Raw genomic sequence first — 22,415 nt, forward strand, 5'->3', positions numbered from 1 at the left:
TCTCTTCTTAAGGTGGGCGTAAACTGGAGTATACCGATAAGTATAATAAACCAATAGTTTATATACTATAAACTTAAATGACATTTAAAGTGTATCCCAAATGACGCAAAATTTTGCTATTAGGTTAAAAATCCCCACAGTCTTCTTTTAGATAAGTACATGAAAATAAAACAAATTTTTATTCTAGTGGCTCTATACATTGCTACCAACGGCGTTGTATTCGCAGAGGAAAGTAAGCTAGAGCAAGTCTTGCTCATTAACGCCAATATAGTGGACGTTAAATCGCTCAAAATTGATGAAAGACAGTCGATTCTTATCGAAGGCGATAAGATCAAGAGAATTTCTTCAACGAATAAGCTCTCCAAAGTGAGGGGGGCCAGTGTTGTCGATTTAAAAGGGAAGTTTGTAATCCCCGGCTTGATAGATGCGCATGTCCACCATGCAACAGATCCGGATAGCTGGGATAAATTGTCAATCACTACTGAGCGACTTCGATACCTGCTTCGTGGTGGTGTCACTTCTGTGAGAGATATGGGCGGTGATGCGCGAGCCTTGGCCTACTTAAGACGTCAAGCAGAGGTCGACGCCATCGCTTCGCCAGACATTTACTTTTCAGTCATTATTGGCGGGGAATCCTTCTTCTCGGATCCGAGAACCATTGCCTCAGCTAAAGGGCGTACACCAGGCCACACAACATGGATGAGAGCGGTAGATCATAATTCAGATATGGACTCAGTAATGCTCCAGGCCATAGGCGCTGGTGCAACAGGCATCAAGATATATGCAGATGTTGAGGCCGAGACAGTGCCATTGCTTGCAAGTGCAGCCAAAAGACATGGTTTAAAAGTCTGGTCACATGCTTATATTGGCCCCTCCAAACCTTTGGATATTGTCAATGCTGGTGTTGAAACTATTTCACATGCCTCTGATATGTCCGCTCAGCTAGTTGATAACTTCAAGGCGTGGCGCAGGAAAACAGCTGAATTCGATGATTCAACCTGGGAAAAAATGCTGCAAAAAGATAGCTATTTAGTTCTTTTTGACGCGATGAAAGAGAAAGGGACAATATTAGATGCGACGCTTACAGTATTTGAAAGAAGAAATGACTTAAACGAAAAATACAGGCAGCTTGATCAGCTCAGTACACAAATGACACAATTTGCCTATCAAAGCGGCATTACCATTGCGGCTGGCACGGATGCATTTAGTGACCTTGAAAATGACACTACACCGATGATTCATCATGAGCTAAAGCTGCTCGTAGATGAAATCGGCATGACACCTCTCGAGGCAATTCAAGCTGCAACTTTAAATGCGGCGAAAGTGATAGGGATAGAAGGTTCTGTCGGTAGTATTGAAGAGGGAAAGAAAGCAAACATGGTTGTGCTTTCAGAAAGTCCCGAAACAAATATTGAAAATAGCCAGGCGATAGCTCATGTAGTAAAGAACGGTCGTTTTATTTTTATTGGTGACGATCCACAGTTGCCTTTCTCTTCTTCACGTGAAATGAATGGAACCATTTGGTTATCCGGGCAAATCGGTAATCATCCTTCAACTTTAACCTTGGCAGGTGAAAGTCTGGAAGCTCAGATGCATCAAACAATGAAGAATATTGGCCAAGTTCTTGAGAGCAAAAACCTGGGCTTTGACGATGTAGTTAAGTGTACTTTGATGCTCGCTGATATTGATGATTGGCCAGCGGCGAACAACGTCTACATCCAGTACTTCAGTGGAAAAAAACCAGCGAGGAGTGCTTTTGCAGCAAGCGGCCTGGCACTTGATGCCAAAGCTGAAGTGGAATGTATTGCTTCACGAAGCACTGATTAATTCTGGAGTGGGGATCTTATGAGCGATATAAATAGAAGAGCACTAATTAAATCTCTAGTATCAGGTGGCGTTGGTTCATATTTGGCTATTAACTCGGGTATATTAAATGCTTTTTCTGGGGTTAATGCAGGAAAATCAACGTGGAATTCATACGGTTCATCGATTGTAATTGATGGTCTCAGCGTAGCATTCTCGCTCAGGGAGCCAGTCTCTGAAGAAGCTCTGGGAATATTCAAGAGCTCGGGGATTAGTGCCTTGAATATGACAGTTCCCTATCCAGGTGATGACTATTCCGAGACTTTAAAGAAGGTTGAAAAAGCTAAGTCCATCATCGGGCAGAACTCAAACTACTTGCGCTTAATTCAATCCGCATCAGATATCCTGAAAGCGAAGCAGGAGAGTAAGCTCGGTATCATAATGGGATTCCAATCAACTGAAATGTTTGATGAGTCACTTTCAGGTATTTCAGAATTCGCCAAAATGGGCGTTAAGATAATGCAGGTATCCTATAATGGTCCTTCTATCCTTGGCAGCGGCGGTCTCGTTAAGGAGGATTCAGGGATAACTTCCCTTGGCAAGAAAGCCATAGAAATAATGGAGGCGGAGAAAGTTCTGATCGACCTCTCGCATTCAGGAAAGAAGACAGTTTCCAGTGCTATCAGTCAATCAAAAAGACCGGTTGTGATCTCTCATACTGGCTGCAACGCAATTTACGACCACCCTAGAAATAATGACGATACAGAATTAAAAGCTGCTGCAGACACCGGTGGCTTGGTTGGAATCTACTTAATGCCATTTTTGGAAGGTGGCGAGCATGAAATAAAGGCCGATGTGGTAATAGAACATATACTGCATGCCTATAAAGTATGCGGTGAAGATCATGTTGCCATAGGTAGTGACCAAGGCGTAGTGCCGGTCAATGATGGTCCAGAGTATCGAGAAAGTATTCGTAAGGAAGTTGAGCGTCGTATTGCGGCTGGAATTTCGGCGCCCGGCGAAACACCAAATCGTCCACCCTTTATTCCGGAATTAAACTCCGAGAGACGGATGGAGCTTATTGCCTATAAGTTAAGCCAAAAAGGAATTCCTGATCGAGTGGTAGAAAAAATAATTGGTAAAAACTGGTTGCGTGTTTTTGCTACCGTATGGAATTAAAGGAAGGTGAGATTCAATGGTTAAATATATAAAGTTTGATGATGTTCTATCTCGACTGGTTGTTTGTGTTACGCTTCTCTTTTCACCTTTGCTTTTTGCTGAAGAGCTTAGCACTTACTCAGAATTTCCAAAAGATTCAAAGACTGAAGTAATTCCTTTTCCGATCGAATTTGCCTCAGATATCACCTTGAATGGTATTGAAGAGCTTGTGTTTCTGCCTGGTATGTATAAACAAGAAAAAGAAGATTTTTTTAGCTATGCTTTTTCTTGGACCCACAAGCCAGAGAAGAATCAAGTTTTTGGAAAGTTAGAAATTCAGGATTTTATAGCCGCCTACTATAGGGGGTTGTACAAAGCTGTCACTGAAGGCAAAGAGTATGAGCCTGCTATTACAATGGAGTGGGTTGATCGCAAGTATACTGGCCAAATAAAGTGGATTGAGCCATTTATAACTAAAAAAGAACAGACCCTCTACTTTAAAGGGGATCAAGTTAACTGTAAAAAAACGAGTGAGCTTCGGTGGTACTTTATTGTTTCTCCACAGAATTCCTCTCATCCTGTATGGAGAGAACTTCAGTCGATAAAGCCCAAAAGCTGTTAGTGATAAAAATCAAATGTTATCAATCCTTATAAAGTATTTTATTTTAGGGGAAACCATAGAAAGCTCACAGCTTATACTCATCTGATTTTCAGAAATTTTTTTGGTCTTTTAGGTGAATAGGCCCTAAGTGTTTCTCTGCTTTGGGCCAGCCCCGTTCGTCATAAACAATGACTTGGCTGTCTGGGGTAGTAACCTAGCCGGCGATTTATTAGTATCCGACTATCAGTAAATTCCTTCTTATATAAAGTATCTCTTATCTTTAAAGAATCTACACCACTACCAGCATTCAAAGGCTGAGGGATGGCTATATATACCTTTACGAGAAACGCACCTGGTTGGGCTCATAACATGGTTCGTTTGTCCTAACAGCAATAGTCGAGTAGATTTTTTTCTCCAGGCCTTAATGCAAAAGCTAAAGTAATAGTTAGGCGTTGATTTCAAAGCCCTTTTGATTGCTATTCTTAGCAAGTCGATATGGTTAAAAGACCATTTGAAGCGCGGGGAAAAGAACGAGATGAATATTATTGTTATGGGCGCCGGAGCCCTCGGAAGCTACTTTGGCGGCCACCTGGCGAGGGCAGGACACAAAGTGCTCTTTATTGCTCGAGGGAGGCAGCTGAAGGCACTTAAAGAGCGTGGTTTAACGGTGCTGCCACTTGAAGAAGAGCCCTTTACTATCCAGGTTGATGCTGCGGAGACTACGACTTCGGTGGGGGGAGTGGATCTAATCCTATTCTGCGTTAAGACCTACGATACCGAAGCAGCCATAAAGCTTATCGCCCGTGCTGTAGGTGAAGATACAAAGGTGCTTACCCTGCAGAATGGTGTCGACTCCTTGGATTCCCTGAACGAAGCCTTTGGGCGAATAGCTATTCTGGGCGGTATCTCATGGACTAATGTGGCGATCGAAGAGCCTGGAGTTGTGCGGCACAGATATCCCGGCCCACTTGTCTTTGGTGATCCAAATGTAACTGGCTCAAAGCGCACCCAAGTGCTTAAAGATACATTTCTACAAGCTGGGGTTGTCGCTGAGGTCAGTGATGATATCACTCGGGCTATTTGGGAGAAGTTCCTGTTCATCTGTGCGGTGAATGGAATGACAGCACTCACACGATTGCCTGTGGGTACGCTCCTAGCCTGCCATGCCTCTCGCGAGTTATTTGTTGACATTATGTGTGAGGTTTATTCCTTAGCGCGGCGAAGTGGAATAGAGCTTTCGGAGGATACGGTTGAGCGTACAATTAGGCATATGGAGAAGGAGTTGCCTCCTGGAGTACTCAATAAGACTCTTGGTTCGATGTACTTCGACATAGCATCTGGAAGGCGCCTAGAGCTTGAGTCTCTAAATGGTGCAGTTGTGCAAAGAGGGAAGCAGCTGAAGGTAGCAACACCGGTTAACAGTTTTGTCTACGGGGCATTGAAGCCCTGGGCCAATGGCGAGCCTATGCGCAATGGGGTATAACAAGTTGAGCAAACACCCCGTATATAGCGCCTGATTCAAACGTTTGCTCCCATTTCCTTGATCAGTGTACACAAATAAGCCGTTGCTGAGTCGGATTCGGGGTTACTCCATAAAAACACAATCATGGAGTTCTTGGGTTAATGGTTTGGAGTAGTCGATAACTCCCGTTTAACCAGATACCGCCAATGTGGTCATGTAGTGACCTATCTTGCCCTCCCCATTACAACCATGCCTCAATGGTCTCGCGTATCCGGAATCCCCTGGAGCTACCGGATCAGTGTGATGTCATGATCGAAAACGATTGTTATAGTAATAATATTAGCTGGAGGGGCCTGTGACTGTGTTCCTCACCTAGAAGGTGGCTTCAACACGGACCATAGGCAGCAGGTAAATGAAGGGGAGGCATCCCCACTGAGTAAAGGCACGCTCGTAACAACTAGAGGACTAGGTTCTGAGAACTAGAGAAGAAGCATTTCAGCTATTGGACAATCTGGATGCGCCCCAGCATCTCATTAATCACGTTACATTAGTTGGTGAGGCGGCCGATCTCCTGATTAAAAAGTTTATCGAAATGAAAGTGAATTTCGATCCGGACTTTGTCCGTGTTGGTGTAGTGATACATGATATTGGAAAAATTATACATACCAATGAAATGTATGGCCCAGGATCACAGCATGAACCTGAAGGTGAAAGGATATTACTATCAAAAGGTTTTACACCAGCAATCGCTCGATGCTGTCTTTCTCATGCCCGTTGGAGTGATATGGAATGTACGATAGAAGAGCTAGCGATAGCGCTCTCAGACAAGTTGTGGAAAGGTAAGCGCGTAGAGGAGCTTGAGCTCCAAATAATAGACCGAATATCACATATCTTAGATGTGGAACGTTGGGATATCTTCTCCGAATTAGATTTATGCTTTGAGAGTATTGCTAGTGAAGGCCTTAAGCGGTTACAGCGGAGTGTCACTAGTGGATAGATTATTCGAGATTCCTCTGAATAAAATGGTACGTTTTTTCTAATAAAAAGCATTCAAAATTTACGTCACTTTATTAAGAAGCTCCAAGATTATAAATTAACAGCCAATTGATATATCTCTTTCCTTAAATCCTGATATGGTTACTGGGGAAAATGATGCACGTGTTGGCAGAAGCCAGTGATTATCTACTGCTTGATCTGCTTTTGTAGGATGTGGAAACCGAAGCTAACAGATCAAGGGGGTATTGTCGATTTGATTGTTTTGAGTAGTCTTAAGCCTTGATAGCCGAATTACTGTGAACCTTACTCAAGACATAGAAGTTTTTGGGTTTATTTTTGGTTCGGATTTGAACTCATTTTTAATTGGCGCCGTAATCTTTAGATTCGATAGTGAGTTGAAATATAACTTGCATCAGGTTTGAGGGTGAAATGATACTTGTATTAAAGAAAGATTATAAATAAGGTGCTGGGCACCAAGGGAAGATTGTGATGTGCAGCAAAGAAAAGTTGGCTGGTTGGGCGTTATCAATATATGCTTTTCTGTCACTTATAATATATATTTTTGGTTTTGTTGTTTTCTATTTTTTCTTTTTTAGTGAATTTCCTGAGTTGTTATCGTGGGCATTCATAGTTCTTTTAGTGTTATTGATATCTATCAATTCTATTGGTCTGGCAGCAGGTATAAAGTTGATCCAAGAGGATAGAGGGGCATACAAAATAGCTATCCCTTATTCAATATTCTGCTTACTCAATTTTCCTGTCGGCACAGTGGTCGGCTTTTTCTGTCTGTGGGTATATTATGAGAAGGACGGTTAAGTCATGGTGGGTAGATATTTCGTAACCAGCCTCTCTGTGGTGAAGAGTCTATGTATTCTTATGTTGAGTGCTTAATATTGTTGGCCACATTTATGGAGTCATGATATGAAGATGAACTATGTGGTTCTCGGTAGCAATGATCTGGAGACATCAATAAGGTTTTACATTTCACTTTTTGAAGATATGGGATTTGAATAACTATTCTCTAATGAAAGGATGACTTTTTGGCGGTACAAAGAGTTTACATTTTCGGTGGCAGAGCCCTTTGATGGGGAAGAAGCCACGAATGGAAATGGAACAATGATTGGATTTAATACTGAATTAAAGAAAGAGGTGATAAGACTATATGATAAAGCGGTTGAACTGGGTGGCACCTGTGCGGGTAAACCAGCTCAACGGGGCTTGAAATTTGCTGCATATGTAAGAGATTTAGATGGAAACAAGATATGTTTTTTTGAATAGAATTTATGTTATTTCAATGAGGTGGGTGATTTTTAACTTTAGGTTGTCTGCTTTTGGTGTAATAGTTTATAGAGTTATAACTATCAATTGATAGAGTTTGATAGGAAGCGTCTTGAGAAGAAGAGTAATGCACAGTGGCCTGATGGCAGTTTCTGTTAAAGCTTAAGTCTACTAAAATTGTTTTTTATTGCAGCCAAAAGGGAATATAGGCAAGTTCTATGCTATTGAAATTTAGAATGTCATGGAAAGAGCTGTATGAATAACGTCAGGGTTTCCGAGCTGGATTGGTTAAGAGTCATATTGATTTTGGCGGTATTCCTACACCATGCATTAATGCCATTTAATGGGGATGAATGGCATATCATGAATGCGGAGTCTAACAAGTTGCTTGATGATGTTATGGTATATTTTGAGCAATTCAGGCTGCCAACACTATTTTTTATTGCTGGTGTAGGAAGTGTATTGTTGCTCCGTAAAGTCTATCCATCTCAGTTTTTACGAGATAAATTTTTCAGATTGTTTATTCCTTTACTTGTAGGGGTGTTACTTGTTGTGCCGCCTCAGAATTATATTGAGGATATTGGTCAATATGGCTCATTTTTGCAGGCCTTCCCTCAGCTTGCACTTAAGTTTGATTCAAACCACCTATGGTTTATTGAATACTTGGTCTTCTTTTCATTGCTTGCAGTACCGTTTTATTTTTTTCTAAGGTCACAATGGTCAAGTTCATTTAAAGGATTTGTAGAGTGGTTGTCGGATACATCAAGTGGTCTATTTGGATTAGTTTTGGTATTGATTGTAATCAGAGTGGGGCTGAAATTATATATTCCTGATAATGGTCATGGCATAGGCAATCTGTCTTCCACTTTGTTTTATCTTTATTTCTTCTTTGTCGGTATGTTTTTCATACAGTCTCGGAAGGTTTGGGCATCATTAGAGAAGTATCGGAAGGTAAACTTTGTGTGGTTGCTGGTCAGCTCATTAATTTTTTATGCTTATTACTATTCTCCGGACTTAAGCGAGTATTTGTCGTTGCAAGCTCGTTGGTCAATTTGGTGGTTTGTAGGTTGTTTAGTCGCCTGGTCAGCGTTATTGACCCTGTTAGGTTATGCTCAACGCCACCTAGCAAGCACCCCTAAATGGCTAAAATTTAGTAATGAATTGATATATCCATTTTACATTTTTCACCAAACAGTCATCGTTGTGTTTGGTTACTTTGTAATTAACTTGTCAATGTCTTTGACGTATAAAGCTATGGTACTAGCTGTTGGTTCTTTTTTGATAACTACAGCTATATGCTTGTTAGTTGTATATCCATTCAATGTAACACGTAGACTCTTTGGGCTTAAGCCTAGAAGAAGTAACGTAAGTGATGATATTGCTTGTAATAAAACAATTCACGGGACTGTCAGGTGATCGTAGTGTAAGTATGAGAGTTGCAGTTTCTAACTGATAAGGCATGGTTGTTATAAAGAGTAGATGGAGTACCGTGATGAGCTTTTCTAACTTTATTAGGAGAGTGGTCACATAATAATTTATAGGGCTACTTTGGTTGAGGACACCTGTCTCTAATTAGCAACTTTTAGCTCCTAGTATTGTAGGTGAGACGTATGTTTTAATTTTTTGGATATCACTGGTTCTGAGAGTTAGTATTAAAATCTTAACTTCCCACTGATGACAAAGCTGTAAGTGGGCTCTGCGATGATGGGGCTTACTGGAGGAGCGTGGTGATCCCTTAGACGGTAGATGTACTTAAATGGAAAAGAGTAGCAAAGAAACTCTTGCAAGTTTAATTGGACTACGGAGCTTGCCTGGCCATGAATGGTAATCCCCACTACAGCAGAACAGCTCAATATATCTAGTACAAAAATCTCACCTAGAAGATGGCAAGTAAGACCATGGTATCAATTTTACTTCAGAGTAAACCCGGACTACTCAGCGTCTCGCCCTATCAGATATTGATTCGGAAAACTGCTCTTCTTAAGTTGATAGTTTTGATTAAGTAAACTGTAAGGATAGCAGTTACTTAAAGTGAAAATTGGAATAATCTTTTAATAAAAATTAAAATCAATGTTATATTCGATTTTTGAGAAGCTTCTTTGTACAACTTCGTTACAAAAGGATAGGGGTAAAATGAAAAGATTAATACTTGGCATATTTCTGCTGATGTTGAATTTAAATGTGTCTTTTGCTGATGTGATAGAAGATAGACAGAGGCGTTACAAAGAAATTTTGGTGGAAAACGTTAAAATAGGTGAGCCTGGCGTCGCGGTTATTGTCAGTAAAAAAGGAAAGGTAATTTTCCAGGGGGCTTATGGCCTCGCAAATCTAGAGCACAATATACCTTTGACAGCTAATAGTGTATTTCGCTTGGGTTCTATCACTAAACAGTTTACTGCAGCAGCAATAATGATGTTGCAGGAACAAGGTAAGCTTTCACTAACGGATAATATTCATAAATATGCACCTGATTTTCCAACTGAAGGGAGTGATGTAACCATTGAGCATCTTTTAACTCACACTTCTGGTATTGCTAATTACACTGAAGATGAGGAGATTTTTGCTAAAGAAATACGGTTGCCGACAACCATTGACGATATGCTAATTCGATTTGCCAAGCACCCGATGAAATTTAAGCCAGGCGAGCAGATGCGTTATTCGAATACGGGTTATGTTCTTTTGGGAAAAATTATTGAGGTTGCTAGTGGGCAATCATATGCTGATTTTATCGATGAAAATATTTTTAAGAAAGTCGGCATGAAATCTAGCTACTATGGTGGTTCCAAAGTTATCCCAAATAGGGCTAATGGTTATGATACATCACCTGATGGCGTAGTTAATGCTACGTATATCGATATGATGTGGCCTCATGCTGCTGGAGCACTTTTATCTACTGTGACAGATCTGGATATATGGTTCAAAGCTTTACGAGATGGCGAGGTACTTTCCAAAGAAAGTTATCAGAAAATGATTGAACCGTTCAAGTTGAATGATGATTCTATGTCAAATTATGGTTATGGGTTGGGCATCGGAAAACTTAGTGAATATGACATGGTAGCACACAGTGGTGGTATACCAGGTTTTACTACTGATGCATTTTATATTCCATCTGAAGATTTGTACATTGCCGTCTTAAGTAATCTAAGTAGCCGTAACCCAAGTTTAATTAGTAAGTTATTAGCAGCTGAAGTTCTTGATATACCTGTGCCGAAGTTTAAATCAGTCGAATTAGATGAAAGTAAAGTTAAAGGGCTTCTGGGTAGCTATAAGATTGATGAAAATTCCGTTAGGACATTATCTTTGGAAGATGGAATTTTTTATTCTCAACGAAGTGGTGGTCCAAAATACGAAATTATTCCAATGTCTGAGAATAGTTTCTATTTCGAGAATACTTTGACCTATATGGTTATTGAGCAGGATAAAAATGGTAAGCAGGTCATGAGTTTCTATAATGATCTCGCCGTAAAGCCCCAGCAGGCAGTCAAGTTGTAGAAATATTTTACCCCCTCTTAAAAGAAGGGTAGAGAGGGGGTAAATTGCCGTCATCAGGTGTAAGGATAATATGAAAGTTGACTTAATCTTTCTTTATCGTATTCATGTGTAATCAAATATGGGAAAGCTTCTTATGGATAATGCTCCCACTGCTACGATAGGCATATTCTTAATGCCTATTCTAATAACAGGAGGGGTAATCCCAGAAACTCATGAAGATTCTTGTAGTTTTTTTCGCATAGTAGAATTAAAGTGGAAGGCTCGACAGAAGTCGCTTGGGCAATCAACTGAAATAGCTTGGATAAATTAAAAGAAATGTCGGAATCACCCTGTAAAAAATCTAAGAGTAATATCATCATATTCAGTAACCATATCTGACGAATTTGTATTTCAATCTACCAATTGAGAATTATGAAAATACACCATTTAGAAATTGTTACTCTAAATGTAGATAAAGTATGTGCAGCATACGAAGCTGCTCATAATGTCTGATTTGATGATGCCGATGAACTTCTCGGTGGAGCTCGAACATATAGCTTAAAAGATGGCAGTATCGTCGATGTGCGTCGACCTTTACGAGAGTCAGAAGAGCTCGTAGTTCGCCCATATTGGCTTGTTGAGGACATAGAAAAAGCCATAAGCTTTATTAAAGCTCAAGGGGCAAAGATTGCGGTTCCACCATTAGAGATACCTGGTAAAGGGATATTCGCTATTTATATCAATGGCGCTCTTGATCATGGATTTTGGCAAGTTTGACAAGGGTAATTTTATTAGCTATCGAGTAATAGCTCAAAAATTGTCTTGATTTTATTACGATGATTGAAGCTAGGTTCACTCTCTACAAGCCCTACAATCGATCAATTTTTGATCTCCATGTAATTCATCTTTGTGGTAGATGAGAAGGAATTTAGGGGACGTGGATTCTCCCTCTAACAATTAGTTTAATTCTTATCTTAACTCAATAATCTATATGCAAGTATTCCGCTAGAGAATGATTAAAGTATCTCTGGCTCAGCTGGCTTCAGATTTAAGCATGTGATCAAAGCATTGGGTCGACGGTTCGGTACTTAATCTAATTATGAAGCCTGGCCTGAGTAGAATAATTTTTACAAGATCGCCATATATCCCTGCTTAGACAAGTAATACAGTTAAATACGCATTTTGGATGCATGTAAATTTTAATAAGGAAGCCTTTAACTACAGTTTAATCTGGCAAATTTGGGGTGACTAAAAGACCTTGGTTTCAAATGGTTCTTTTTTATATGTTATAATGGATTTAGATTTTAGGTTTAAATATGCGCCAGTTGACGGGCTTTACGTTTTACGTTGGGCTTTTCATTGTTCTGAGTATTTTTCATTAAAACATTATATTTTAAGGTTAAATCTATGTCGAAAGTTAAAGTAGAGTGGAAAGTTATTTTACTCTCCGCTTTCGCTGGGGCTTTCTTAACGGGTGTATCCCAATATTTACTTTTAAATGCTTCATATGATAATGATATTAAAAAGGCAAAATTATTGGTGAGGCAAGAGCTCCTTATGAAAGAGCTAGAAGAGCGTAAAAAAGCATATAAAGGTATAAGAAAAGCTGTCCTGGAGTTTCATAACGCCAGGTCTGAAAGAGATATGCTGGTTGCTGGAGTTAAAATTAATGCCCTTAAGCCATATTTTGAAAGGGTATATAGATCTCAAGCAAGTGTTGAAGCTTGGCGGGAAAAAATGATGGAAAAAATTAAAAATAAGGATAAAGAAGCTTCTGACGATTTTTTTGAAGAGATGGAGGCGGCTTTTCATGCAGATTTAAAAAGAATTGAAAGTCAAATACTTGAATAACCTTTAATCAGCACATCCGTCAATTAAATTCCCTATGCTTCTGAACCCTGATTTTGAAGACGTAAGCTAATGATCTAGCTTAAGGTGTTATTTTAATGATAGATTTAACTTAAACCTGTAACTCTAAATTAAATATAAAATGTGATCAGTAAAATACTGATTTATACACCCTTAAATGAGCATGGCTTTTCATACTTCATTTCGACGGCTTTTTGTTCACGATATTGACCGAGTAGTGAGATTCCTATTCCGGCCATGATAATAATTCCTCCAATAATTTGAGCAAAGTTTGGAATCTCTTGAAGGATAACGAAGGCGAAGAAAGTGCCTGCTACGGGGGTGATGGCGGTAGCGATAGAGATGTCGGCAGAGCTGGCCCCTCCTTGGAGCCCTTTAAACCAGGTGATCTGCCCAAAAACAATAATGACCGCTCCATATACAAGCATCCACACCCAGAGGAATGGGGAAAGGAGGTCGTTAAAGTGGTTGGCCCCAAATACAGAGAGGACAATGACGGAGAAGAGGATCACACCTGCAAGCATGCGGAAAACTGAAAAGACGCCAATAGGGACGCGATCAAGCAGTTTCCGACTGACCTGAACGGCAATGACGCCTAAGAGTGTTGCTACAGCGGTTAAAATTTCTCCAGCTTTGGGGAGGGTTTCTAGGAATTGGTTCATTGCTGGATTTCCAAGATTCAGCATTTTCATGCTCATTGGATCTTCCATCGGAGGTTGGTGTAGCACAAAAATTGCAATAACACCAACCGTTACCACAAGGGCACCCACTATTGAGAACCCTGTTGGCTTCTCCCGGAACATTAAAAAAGCAAATAAGAGTCCTAAGGGAGCATCTAAAGTTGCGATTAAAACGACATTAGTCACCTCTGTGATCATTAGAGCAATAAAAAAGAAAGCTGGGGCAAGAACACCAGACATCAAGATGAGCACAAACATGTAAAACCAGTCCTTGAAAGGGTACTGTTTTAAGATGCTGAGGCGCCAATCTTTCCTATAGATTATCAAAAGGGTGATACCCGCCAAGAGATTTCCTGCGAACAAGAGATTGCAAAAAGAGATGGGATTGTTTCCATTAATGAGATGATGGGCACCGAGCTCCCCGATTTTCGCAACAACAGAGTTGGAAGCGGCAAAGATAAGAATCGAAATCCATAGCCAAAATCGGGTACTTTTTACGGTGTGCTGATTTTCCATTTTGATTCCCCTGAGTGCTATGGCAGGCTTAAGCGGATTTACCTCGCCCTTTGCCAACTACGACTTATCTGATAGTGAAGGTGGGTCATTCTAATCTGGATTAGTTTAGACTAAATCTCATAATCGGCTGCCTAAAAGCAGTTAAAATTAATCTATATATCCACGTCAGAGTGATTTTTCTGGTCAATGTTTGAGGCAATGTTACACACTTTCCACCTGCGCCCAGTAAAATATTCGAATTTAGTTCGGAAAACATGATTGTGAAATTTGATTGGGCGGATAGATTTTATAGGCGTAATTTCATCTCTTATGCTGCATCGTCAAACAGTCAAGAGATGGATATTTTCTACGAGCTGAAAGTTTTTATGACTTAGTGACGCTAATGGATGAAGCTGGATGTTCGACTGCCTAAGATGGTAGATCTCTTCTCGATGGATAGGGTGAGGCCTAGGGCTTGGAAGTCGATAACTACTTGATCGTTTTTCACTTCCTGCACTGTGACTGAGACACTGTAAATAATTCTTAGTTTTGGACGGTTGAGCGCTAATGGTTAATCGGCTCGTTTTCTGCTGACACTCAAGATCAAGGTAAGTATTCTGAGCTGGGGAAGCTTGGTAATAAGTGGTGCCTGTAGTCTCAGTTTGGTGAACATAAGGGTAGAGAGTCTCGACTTGTTAAAGGTGGGTGTTAGGTCCCAGTGATTAGGGATTTTTTCCAGAGTAATGAATATATTTTACTCTTTTATCTCGAACTAACTTGGTTAGCTGGTTCTTCATGCTTCGTTTAACTTTCTTCTTCAGTCAATAGTCTTGGTAGTTTATATTTTGCTGGTGGGTAGCCAATGGTTACTTCGACTGTATCTTTGTGAAAGGAGTGCTAGATATCAAGCCGTTTCATCTATCGTTCGTTGTTCCAAACCTAGAAAAGGCAAGGGAGTTCTACGTAAACCTACTTGGCTGTGCTGTAGGCCGAGATACAGGAGAATGGATTGATATAATATTCTATGGACATCAAATTACTATACATCAAGAAAAGGATGGAATGGTAGCCAAGCCTATAGATCACTTTGGCCCATCACTAGAGAAAAAACAGTGGAGTGAAATATTAGCTTTACTCAAAGACAATTCGATCCCATTTGTACTGGAACCACTAGTGAGAGGTGAGGATTCTGAAGGTGAGGCTGGTAAATTTGTGGTTAAAGATCCGGCGGGCAATTTACTTGAGTTTAAATACTACAATAATTTTTCAGGCACTGTGGCTGGTAACAATAAATAAAAAAGACAGCTAATAGCTATAGCTGTGTATTACTTAGCAAGTTAGTTCGACAATCCAGACTTGATGCATCTTGCAGTCTAATCAAGTTCAACCTGTTTATCTTTATTGAAGATCAATTCGGGGTGTTTCCCGGTGGGGAAGCATTGTGAGCGATGCCTGGTGCCTGGCGGCAGAGTAAGTGATGGGCTTTAATGGGGAAGGCGGGCAATAGGCTCTTAAAGCTTGGGGGCTTTTCAATTTATTCAGGGTACTCGAATTTCATATTAAAGGATGTAAAGTTGGCTGGTTGATTTTTAATTTTTCTAAGTATTCTTTTTAACTGTTAGTCTAGATGAATTGTACTTCTGTTTTGTAGGTGTCTAGGGGTATATGTTTTCAATAGGGTTGCCAGATTCGGATTAAGATTGAAGAAATAACTGTACTAACTATGACAGCAGTTCAACTTCTTTAATTGTGGTTATTAATGCCTAGCTTATCAGCGATTAGGTAATCTAAGCTAAATCGACCAGGACCTGTAGTTATTAACCATACAAATAAAATAATATATAAAACTTGGGGTAGGTAAATAAACCAGCTTAGCCAATCCAATGGCCCTATGCCTTTGGGGATGACATGCTCAATTTCAACAGTGGTGATAGCAACAATCATTACGATAATTAGTATAATCGCAACAATTGTAGAAAAAAGCCCTGCTATTAATAGTAAGCCACCAAAAAATTCTACAGAAGCTAAAAATATAGCCATAAGCTCATGAAAGGGCACTCCTATTTCTTTCATTAAATTTATTAGGTCTGCATGTCTCTCAGGTACAAATAGCTTGTTATACCCAGATACTGAGAAGAATAACCCCAATGACACACGTGCTACTAAGATAGGTATCCATTCCCAATTATGAGCACCAACAAGTATTTTCTTCGTCAGTGGAGAATTTTGTGTAAACATAAGCGCCTTCTTATATAGCTGTATTCTAACTGTCAGTTTAATTTTAAATGCTTCGTATGCTTTTAAAGTCTTCTTTGCAGTCGGTGCCAAATGTTGAGATATTTATATTTCCACCTGTAGGTGTGTATATTTTAACGTCTTTTTTCTGGGAGCTGTCTGCAAGCAAGTAACCAGCTCAGTCATTAATATTGCGTCGTAAATAAATTATTTTTATTTGGGTATTAAGCGCAGCTAAAATAGCTGGCGCAGACGCAAATTGCCTTATTCGTTATACATCGAATCGGCATGATTGGGCATATCCTAAATGCCAGTGACCTATCTTGACTGCGCACTCATTTCGGGTGCGAAAGCTAGAGAGATATTAAAAAACACGACAAATGCAATACAATCCGCAATGCTTCCACCATCTTAGCCTATTCAAATGTCAGGGCAAATCAAATCGATGATTGACCTTTTTCGCGCCATATGACGTGTTTGTGGTTGGGAGGCCCGCAGAGCTCCTTATCCAATGGAAGCTTTACACCTATTTCTGATTTTTGCCGGAACTCACTTATGGTCAAGTGTGGAGATGGATCAGAATATCCTGTAGCCCTTTTGCAATCGTGGTGAACAAAATAATCGATAAGGAACAGGAGGCAGTGAGTGGCTATATCAAGGAGAGAGATTTTAATGGGGAGAAATGTACAAATGAAAATTGCCGCCTGGCTTAATTCAAGAATTTATAAGAAGCTCGGACAAAAACAAGAGCAAAAAAGCATACTCTTTCTTCTTTAAAGATTTGCCCATTTTGCTTCCTCTTCTGTAACCGAAATATTATCCCCAGCTGTTATTTTTTACCGTTTCGGTATTTTTGATCAATCTCTTTCTTTTCTACCGGTGCTCAAACTGCGGTGGGCATTCCTTGATGAGTTCGCTTGGAAAGTGGCTTAAAGCCGGAAGGTAAGGTTGGGGCCTGGGTTGTGTTCTTTGTATAGTAGGTATGATAAATTTTGTAAATGTAAAGATGCATAATATAGAACAGCTATTTTTGAATTAACTGTTAACCTCTTTAAGAGATCATAAATTGAATATTAAAATTCGTAATGAAAGTGGTGGAGATGTTGAGGCAATCCACCGAGTTACAGCCCTAGCATTTCGGGATGCTCCACATACTAATCACACTGAGCAGCTTATTGTGGAGGGTCTTCGCAAGGCAGGTGCATTATCTTTATCTCTGGTGGCTGAGTCAGATGGAGAAATTGTAGGTCACGTTGCCATTTCACCAGTAAACATTTCTGATAGCTCGACCAACTGGTTTGGACTTGGGCCGATCTCAGTATTGCCAGAGTATCAAGGAAGGGGAGTTGGCTCGAAGCTTATGGAGAAAGCTCTTGCAAACCTTAAAGAAAAGGGGGCAGAGGGTTGTGTAGTACTTGGGGACCCTAATTACTATGGGCGCTTTGGCTTCAAGGTGATCGATGGATTGGTTTTGCCAGGGGTTCCAGCTGAGTACTTCCTGGCACTGTCATTTGGTAGCAGTTTTCCGCAGGGAGAGGTTGCGTACCACGAGGCATTCTCGGTACAAGGTTAAGAATCGGTCACGTTGATTGGCTACTTAGCCTTGTTAAGCCTTGCCGTTTTTTTAGTCGTTTTATATCAGCTTGACAAGGAGACTTTAAGTTGACAAATGTTATTACAAATCGGATACGTGTTTCCCCAAAAAACAATGAGATAAGCAAATCTTTAATTGAGATGCTTTTATTTGAAATTAACCATTTTAGCTACGGGAAAGTTTTATACTCCGTCTGTACCGGCAGAAACTTTACTGATTTTGTATTTTGTTCACAGCGACCTTTTGACCCTCCTAATTTGGATAAGATACTCAGCTATAATGATGTTTGGCTATTGACGTCAGACGAAGGTGGTTTTCATGATTGCTTTGCTCACCTTAATGTCCAAGATAGCTACAGGCCTGCCGTATATACTGCAAACCAAATATTAATCAACGGAAATATATATAAGTTACATGGTTTTATTAAGAAATTACTTGGTGAAAGGTGTAATGATAGTTTACTAACCTCTGAGAATACGTTGTTGTGTGATATCTCCTCCACTTTTAAAGCGAGTAACTATATAAGATTGTGGAATGAGAATGGTGTTGTGGAGGTTGATCAAACCTCAATCATTGGTGAGTCAGATAGCTCCGAAATTAAAATTATTGATGGAGACTTAGAAGTCTTTGAGTCTATATTTTATAACAAATTATGCTCAAGTCCGGATTCGTCTGATTATAGGATACATAATGAATTAAAGTCAGTAAAACTCTTATTTAATAAAAGAGTGGTTAAAGATTATACATATGCACGAAGCCAATCGAATCCAGATCGCTTCTTTTGGACAGATAACAGCGCAGATTATTGGGATAATTTGATAGCTGCTAGTTAACTATGTCTCATAGCATAGTTTGATTAATATTCATCATAAAACTCTATCTGAACTAGTATAAAAATTGACGTTGCTACCTTTTCAAGCTTTTAAGCTACCAATCCTTACAGTTTTTTTTGCTGTCGTACAAGGTGGTTGAAGCTGCTTTCTTATACTGTGGATGATAAGGAGATCTCCGCGAGTTTTTAGTAGTAAGTCTCTACTTCCATTTAGTTAGCTGGCTCATAGTGTTTTGTTTAGCTCTCGCAGTGCAGTCAGTAGCTTGAGTATCTCTGCAACAGCTAGATTCACGAACCCTGGACTTCTACAGCCAAACTAAAGGAAGAGCTTCATTCACGATAATTTGGCTATGTAAGCTTAGATCCGTGGCAACCACATTCCCATCGTAGCGGCAAAAATACCAATGGCCATAAACACAGTCAAAGGTATCAGGGTACTGACAAAAGCAATCTGAGTACCTTGTGCGGTTCCACGCTTTTGACAGTGAAAATACCATTCCAGCATGGCCAGCGGGAGGAGGTATTGGCCGAAGCCCAGTGCATACAGGAATGGCCCGGTAAAAGATTCCCAGTCGACTCCCCAGCCGCCGGTGAGCATTGCCCAGCCCATCAAGGCTACACGAAAGAACCACACCGCACTGGCAGCCATAAATAGGCGTAAGGCCCAGCGACGGTGCTCAGCAAAGCGTCTGGCCATCGCGGTACGCACCGCCAGAAAGGCAAACACCAAAATTAGTATGCCGTCCATGGTGATACTGATCTGTGATACCAGATTACCAATAGTGTGCCGCGTCCAGGTCATGTAGAGCCCCGCAATACTGGCGATGACGGCAGTCAGCAGATAGCTGCGTCCCAACCAGCGATGGAAGTTGGGGGCATGCCGTCGCACCGAAGGGATCAGCTGCAGGGGCCCACCGCCGATTACAATTGCGGCCAATAGCACGTGGCTCACCGAAGCCAGGTTGCCCCATGTATCTCCCTCGCGGAAGCCTGCCGGAAGGTGCAGTCCTTTCAAGCCGTGCACTCCCGATTCAGCAATGGGTGGGTAGAAGACGGCCAGGATATAGGCAAAGAAGATCGCATGGCCGATGGCCGCGATGCAGAACCAGGTTTTTACCGACAGGTAAACGGCCCGCCGGGTGTCGAATGATCGCGGCAGTGTTTGGCTGAGTACAGCGTCGTTCATGGGGTTTCTCCAGGCGTTTATGGTGCGTGCTTGGGCTGAATGTGCCTGCCGAGCATGTTCGGTTTTTCCAGGCACACGCACATCGGCCACAGGCAGGAATCTGACCTCCCCCAAAAGGTGGAGATGCGACTGCTCCCGCCTCCCCCGAAAGCCCCATGACAGCTGGTTGCGCCTGGTTTAGCATGCGGAAATGAAATCGTCGTCCCTAAATACACCTGCGCCGAATCCGCTCAACACCAGCTCGGAACTACCCAAGCTTCCGGTGTGGCAGCCCTTCCGCGGGCCATTCGAACGCAGGCCGCACTTGACTGATCTGCTCATCGCCCTGCTCATGTTTTTGCTGACGCTACTGATGTGGTCGCGCGAAGAGGCGCGGGAAGTGCTGGCCATGCAAAATCTGGGGGATGTTATTGCTTTCCAGTGTGCGTTCATCGGGTCCTTCGCTCTGTTGTGGCGCCGCACACACCCCTGGCAGGTACAGGCCATTATTCTCGGCGCAACAATATTGCTGGAACTGGGTTTACCGGCGGATGGCATCGTTGCCATGGCGGTTTCGCTGTATAGCCTTGGCCGCTACGAGGCCAACACCCGGGCCAGTTTTATCGGAGTCATCGCAACGCTGGTTTTTGTGGCGATTGATCAGAGTCTTCCGGTTAAACCAACCGCGGCAGGCACCGTAACGGTGATGCTGGTATGGGCGCTGTGGTATATCGGTCGCCGGCTGCGCTTTCGCGGTGAATATCTGCGCTTGCTGGAAGAGAGAGCCAAGTATTTGGAGCGCGAACGCAATGCCGAATCCGAGCGCGCGGTTGCGGCTGAGCGCACCCGAATCGCCCGCGAGATGCATGATGTGGTGGCGCACCAGGTGAGCCTTATGACCGTGCAGGCTGGTGCCGCCAGGGCTATCAGCCGCAATAACCCGCAAGCCGCCAGTGAAGCCATGGTTTCTGTGGAGGCTGCTGGCCGTCAGGCCATGACAGAAATGCGCCATTTACTGGGCGTACTGCGCCCGACCAGCAGCGACACTGCCCTCACGCCGCAACCGGGTCTCAATGATTTACCAGCTCTGATTGAAAAGGTCCGGCAGGTGTTAAGCGAGGTCGACTACGAAACCCACGGTATGTTGGAGAATATACCTACCAGCGTCGCTCTCACCGCCTATCGTATCGTTCAGGAATCTCTCACTAATGTCATCAAGCACGTTGGAGCCGCTGCGCGGGTTCAAGTGAGCCTGCGCGTAGACCATGAGACTCTAGTGATTCGTGTAGCCGATTATGGCAACACCACTGGCGACTGGCCCATGGTGGAAACAACTATTGACGAGCAGCCTGGCGGTGGGCACGGCATTGCAGGCATGCGCGAGCGCGCGGAATTGCTCGGCGGCCATCTGTATGCGGGCGCGGTCGATGGTGGTGGTTTTGAGGTGTATGCACAACTACCCACAGGAATGGTGAAAACATAATGTTGCGAGTGATGGTGGTGGATGACCAGGCTTTGGTACGGTGTGGTTTTGCGCTGATCCTGAACAATGAGCCCGATATTGAGGTGGTCGCCGAGGCGGGTACCGGCATTGAGGCAGTTGAAGCCGCACGAGCGCATCAGCCGGATATCATCCTGATGGATATCCGCATGCCGGAGATGGACGGGCTGGAAGCCACGGCACGCATCCTGGAAGCTAGTGATGCAACTTGCCGTGTCATTATTTTGACCACGTTCGATCCCGATGAATACGTGTTTCGTGCGTTGAGGGCAGGGGCCAGTGGCTTTGTGCTCAAGGATATTCCCCCGGAGGCACTGGTTCAGGCAGTACGCACCGTAGCAGAGGGCGGTGCCATGCTTGCACCGGGCATCACTCAACGCCTGATCAGCCAGTTCGCACAGAAATTGGGGGCAGGGCGCAACCTGTCAGAACGCCTGGAGCGCCTCACTACTCGCGAGCGCGAAGTACTGGAGGCCATCGCCGCCGGTAAAAGCAATGCCGAGATTGCGGAGGCCCTGTTTATTGGCCCCGCCACTGTGAAAACCCACGTTTCAAGCCTGCTCTCCAAGCTGGGGCTACGCGATCGTGCTCAGGCGGTCGTGTTCGCTTATGAATGTGGCCTGGCCACAGTAGGGGAGCGTGATGTCGGCTTCTAGATCAACACGTGTTTTGCAACGCAATGCACTGTATCGGCTTGCCGCCATCGGCGCAGTAATTTTGGGTTTGTTCCTCACTCTCGGAGCTCAAGGTCACTTTACTGCCGTTTGGCCACTGGTAACCAGCGACGGAATGGGTTTATCCCGTCGCTTGCTGTTGATGTTGCCCGGCGTGATGCTCGCCGGCACCGCGGTGTTGAACTTCCTACTCTCCAAACCACTCTGGCAAGAACGTGGTTACGCCCTTAACGTTACGCTTGCGGGTAATCTGCTTGCCATGAGCTATTTGCTCTACCTGTTGTTACGCGGCGTACCCAATCACCCTATTGGCGTTTTCCTCGCATTGGAGATGTCTTTTGTACTGCTGCTCGTAGTAACAAGGGCGGGACTGGTCTGGCCTGCGGTAGCAGAAGCGCCGGTTGAGAAGGGCATGCAGTAATGTATACGCTCGGGGATTGCACAAGCTACCCGGCACCTTAAACCTCAAGCTTGTTATTAACTTGCTAGCTTCTTTCTGAAGTCAGACAAATCGATTTCTCTTTGTACTTTTGAAGCCCTGACCGGGTCGTTTTTGGAAAACAACTTCACCCGTCAAAATGATTTTGATCACCACCAAAAC

Annotated in this window: 19 protein-coding genes; 16 read left to right on the forward strand and 3 right to left on the reverse strand. The window is 42.6% G+C overall.

The window, feature by feature from the left end:
• The first annotated feature begins 159 nt into the window (after window positions 1-159).
• The 10 genes from ACJJJA_RS10635 (at window position 160) to ACJJJA_RS10680 (ending at window position 12,620) form a co-directional block, all read left to right on the forward strand.
• On the forward strand, window positions 160-1,827 hold the full coding sequence (locus ACJJJA_RS10635) for an amidohydrolase family protein (protein ID WP_444904546.1): 1,668 nt from the start codon (window positions 160-162) through the stop codon (window positions 1,825-1,827).
• Between the two features lie 18 nt (window positions 1,828-1,845).
• Window positions 1,846-2,982 carry a dipeptidase gene (locus ACJJJA_RS10640; RefSeq protein WP_444904547.1) on the forward strand — a complete coding sequence of 379 codons (1,137 nt, stop codon included), beginning with the start codon at window positions 1,846-1,848 and terminating at the stop codon, window positions 2,980-2,982.
• Between the two features lie 16 nt (window positions 2,983-2,998).
• Window positions 2,999-3,583, forward strand: coding sequence for a hypothetical protein (locus ACJJJA_RS10645; RefSeq protein ID WP_444904548.1), 585 nt, complete (start codon window positions 2,999-3,001; stop codon window positions 3,581-3,583).
• A gap of 514 nt (window positions 3,584-4,097) precedes the next feature.
• Window positions 4,098-5,045 (forward strand): ketopantoate reductase family protein, encoded by a 948-nt coding sequence (locus ACJJJA_RS10650; RefSeq protein WP_444904549.1) that lies wholly within the window; start codon window positions 4,098-4,100, stop codon window positions 5,043-5,045.
• A 481-nt stretch (window positions 5,046-5,526) separates the two neighbouring features.
• Window positions 5,527-6,021, forward strand: coding sequence for an HD domain-containing protein (locus tag ACJJJA_RS10655; RefSeq protein WP_444885204.1), 495 nt, complete (start codon window positions 5,527-5,529; stop codon window positions 6,019-6,021).
• Between the two features lie 488 nt (window positions 6,022-6,509).
• The gene (locus ACJJJA_RS10660) at window positions 6,510-6,836 is read left to right on the forward strand and encodes a hypothetical protein (RefSeq protein WP_444904550.1); all 327 of its coding nucleotides are present in this window, start codon (window positions 6,510-6,512) and stop codon (window positions 6,834-6,836) included.
• A 252-nt stretch (window positions 6,837-7,088) separates the two neighbouring features.
• Window positions 7,089-7,298, forward strand: coding sequence for a VOC family protein (locus ACJJJA_RS10665; RefSeq protein ID WP_444904551.1), 210 nt, complete (start codon window positions 7,089-7,091; stop codon window positions 7,296-7,298).
• Window positions 7,299-7,553: 255 nt separating this feature from the next.
• Window positions 7,554-8,714, forward strand: coding sequence for an acyltransferase family protein (locus tag ACJJJA_RS10670; RefSeq protein ID WP_444904552.1), 1,161 nt, complete (start codon window positions 7,554-7,556; stop codon window positions 8,712-8,714).
• Between the two features lie 717 nt (window positions 8,715-9,431).
• Window positions 9,432-10,790, forward strand: coding sequence for a serine hydrolase domain-containing protein (locus ACJJJA_RS10675; RefSeq protein ID WP_444904553.1), 1,359 nt, complete (start codon window positions 9,432-9,434; stop codon window positions 10,788-10,790).
• Between the two features lie 1,386 nt (window positions 10,791-12,176).
• Window positions 12,177-12,620 carry a hypothetical protein gene (locus tag ACJJJA_RS10680; protein ID WP_444904554.1) on the forward strand — a complete coding sequence of 148 codons (444 nt, stop codon included), beginning with the start codon at window positions 12,177-12,179 and terminating at the stop codon, window positions 12,618-12,620.
• A 161-nt stretch (window positions 12,621-12,781) separates the two neighbouring features.
• Here ACJJJA_RS10680 and ACJJJA_RS10685 read toward each other — a convergent pair whose 3' ends face one another.
• Window positions 12,782-13,834: a DMT family transporter gene (locus tag ACJJJA_RS10685; protein WP_252085628.1), complete on the reverse strand. Its 1,053-nt coding sequence runs from the start codon at window positions 13,832-13,834 to the stop codon at window positions 12,782-12,784.
• An 873-nt stretch (window positions 13,835-14,707) separates the two neighbouring features.
• Between ACJJJA_RS10685 and ACJJJA_RS10690 the strand changes: the two genes are divergently transcribed.
• Window positions 14,708-15,109, forward strand: a complete 402-nt coding sequence (locus tag ACJJJA_RS10690; RefSeq protein ID WP_444904555.1) for a VOC family protein — start codon at window positions 14,708-14,710, stop codon at window positions 15,107-15,109.
• A 447-nt stretch (window positions 15,110-15,556) separates the two neighbouring features.
• Here the strand turns inward: ACJJJA_RS10690 and ACJJJA_RS10695 are convergent, their stop codons facing one another.
• Window positions 15,557-16,051 (reverse strand): DoxX family protein, encoded by a 495-nt coding sequence (locus tag ACJJJA_RS10695; protein WP_444904556.1) that lies wholly within the window; start codon window positions 16,049-16,051, stop codon window positions 15,557-15,559.
• 1,063 nt (window positions 16,052-17,114) lie between these two features.
• On the opposite strand from ACJJJA_RS10695, the gene ACJJJA_RS10700 reads away from it, so the two are divergent.
• Both ACJJJA_RS10700 and ACJJJA_RS10705 read left to right on the forward strand, forming a co-directional pair.
• Window positions 17,115-17,621 (forward strand): GNAT family N-acetyltransferase, encoded by a 507-nt coding sequence (locus ACJJJA_RS10700; protein ID WP_444904557.1) that lies wholly within the window; start codon window positions 17,115-17,117, stop codon window positions 17,619-17,621.
• An 89-nt stretch (window positions 17,622-17,710) separates the two neighbouring features.
• Window positions 17,711-18,475, forward strand: a complete 765-nt coding sequence (locus tag ACJJJA_RS10705; protein WP_444904558.1) for a hypothetical protein — start codon at window positions 17,711-17,713, stop codon at window positions 18,473-18,475.
• Window positions 18,476-18,832: 357 nt separating this feature from the next.
• Here ACJJJA_RS10705 and ACJJJA_RS10710 read toward each other — a convergent pair whose 3' ends face one another.
• Window positions 18,833-19,660: a DUF2306 domain-containing protein gene (locus tag ACJJJA_RS10710; protein WP_444888820.1), complete on the reverse strand. Its 828-nt coding sequence runs from the start codon at window positions 19,658-19,660 to the stop codon at window positions 18,833-18,835.
• A 190-nt stretch (window positions 19,661-19,850) separates the two neighbouring features.
• On the opposite strand from ACJJJA_RS10710, the gene ACJJJA_RS10715 reads away from it, so the two are divergent.
• Genes ACJJJA_RS10715 through ACJJJA_RS10725 form a run of 3 tightly spaced genes read left to right on the forward strand, consistent with a single transcriptional unit; the run spans window position 19,851 to window position 22,235 of the window.
• Window positions 19,851-21,122: a sensor histidine kinase gene (locus ACJJJA_RS10715; RefSeq protein WP_444904559.1), complete on the forward strand. Its 1,272-nt coding sequence runs from the start codon at window positions 19,851-19,853 to the stop codon at window positions 21,120-21,122.
• Window positions 21,122-21,796 carry a response regulator gene (locus ACJJJA_RS10720; protein WP_444888822.1) on the forward strand — a complete coding sequence of 225 codons (675 nt, stop codon included), beginning with the start codon at window positions 21,122-21,124 and terminating at the stop codon, window positions 21,794-21,796. Before ACJJJA_RS10715 ends, ACJJJA_RS10720 begins: the two co-directional genes overlap by 1 nt.
• Window positions 21,783-22,235, forward strand: coding sequence for a hypothetical protein (locus ACJJJA_RS10725; RefSeq protein WP_444904560.1), 453 nt, complete (start codon window positions 21,783-21,785; stop codon window positions 22,233-22,235). Before ACJJJA_RS10720 ends, ACJJJA_RS10725 begins: the two co-directional genes overlap by 14 nt.
• Window positions 22,236-22,415: the final 180 nt, after the last annotated feature.

This window comes from Microbulbifer mixtoriginis (SeqCode) (assembly GCF_052466865.1).

Bases quoted from the DNA above. Each gene is read 5' to 3' on its own strand.
- ACJJJA_RS10685 (WP_252085628.1), bottom strand. From the start codon at position 13,834: ATGGAAAATCAGCACACCGTAAAAAGTACCCGATTTTGGCTATGGATT.
- ACJJJA_RS10680 (WP_444904554.1), top strand. From the start codon at position 12,177: ATGTCGAAAGTTAAAGTAGAGTGGAAAGTTATTTTACTCTCCGCTTTC.
- ACJJJA_RS10635 (WP_444904546.1), top strand. From the start codon at position 160: ATGAAAATAAAACAAATTTTTATTCTAGTGGCTCTATACATTGCTACC.
- ACJJJA_RS10710 (WP_444888820.1), bottom strand. From the start codon at position 19,660: ATGAACGACGCTGTACTCAGCCAAACACTGCCGCGATCATTCGACACC.
- ACJJJA_RS10725 (WP_444904560.1), top strand. From the start codon at position 21,783: ATGTCGGCTTCTAGATCAACACGTGTTTTGCAACGCAATGCACTGTAT.
- ACJJJA_RS10695 (WP_444904556.1), bottom strand. From the start codon at position 16,051: ATGTTTACACAAAATTCTCCACTGACGAAGAAAATACTTGTTGGTGCT.
- ACJJJA_RS10715 (WP_444904559.1), top strand. From the start codon at position 19,851: ATGAAATCGTCGTCCCTAAATACACCTGCGCCGAATCCGCTCAACACC.
- ACJJJA_RS10660 (WP_444904550.1), top strand. From the start codon at position 6,510: ATGTGCAGCAAAGAAAAGTTGGCTGGTTGGGCGTTATCAATATATGCT.
- ACJJJA_RS10720 (WP_444888822.1), top strand. From the start codon at position 21,122: ATGTTGCGAGTGATGGTGGTGGATGACCAGGCTTTGGTACGGTGTGGT.
- ACJJJA_RS10645 (WP_444904548.1), top strand. From the start codon at position 2,999: ATGGTTAAATATATAAAGTTTGATGATGTTCTATCTCGACTGGTTGTT.
- ACJJJA_RS10650 (WP_444904549.1), top strand. From the start codon at position 4,098: ATGAATATTATTGTTATGGGCGCCGGAGCCCTCGGAAGCTACTTTGGC.
- ACJJJA_RS10670 (WP_444904552.1), top strand. From the start codon at position 7,554: ATGAATAACGTCAGGGTTTCCGAGCTGGATTGGTTAAGAGTCATATTG.
- ACJJJA_RS10675 (WP_444904553.1), top strand. From the start codon at position 9,432: ATGAAAAGATTAATACTTGGCATATTTCTGCTGATGTTGAATTTAAAT.
- ACJJJA_RS10640 (WP_444904547.1), top strand. From the start codon at position 1,846: ATGAGCGATATAAATAGAAGAGCACTAATTAAATCTCTAGTATCAGGT.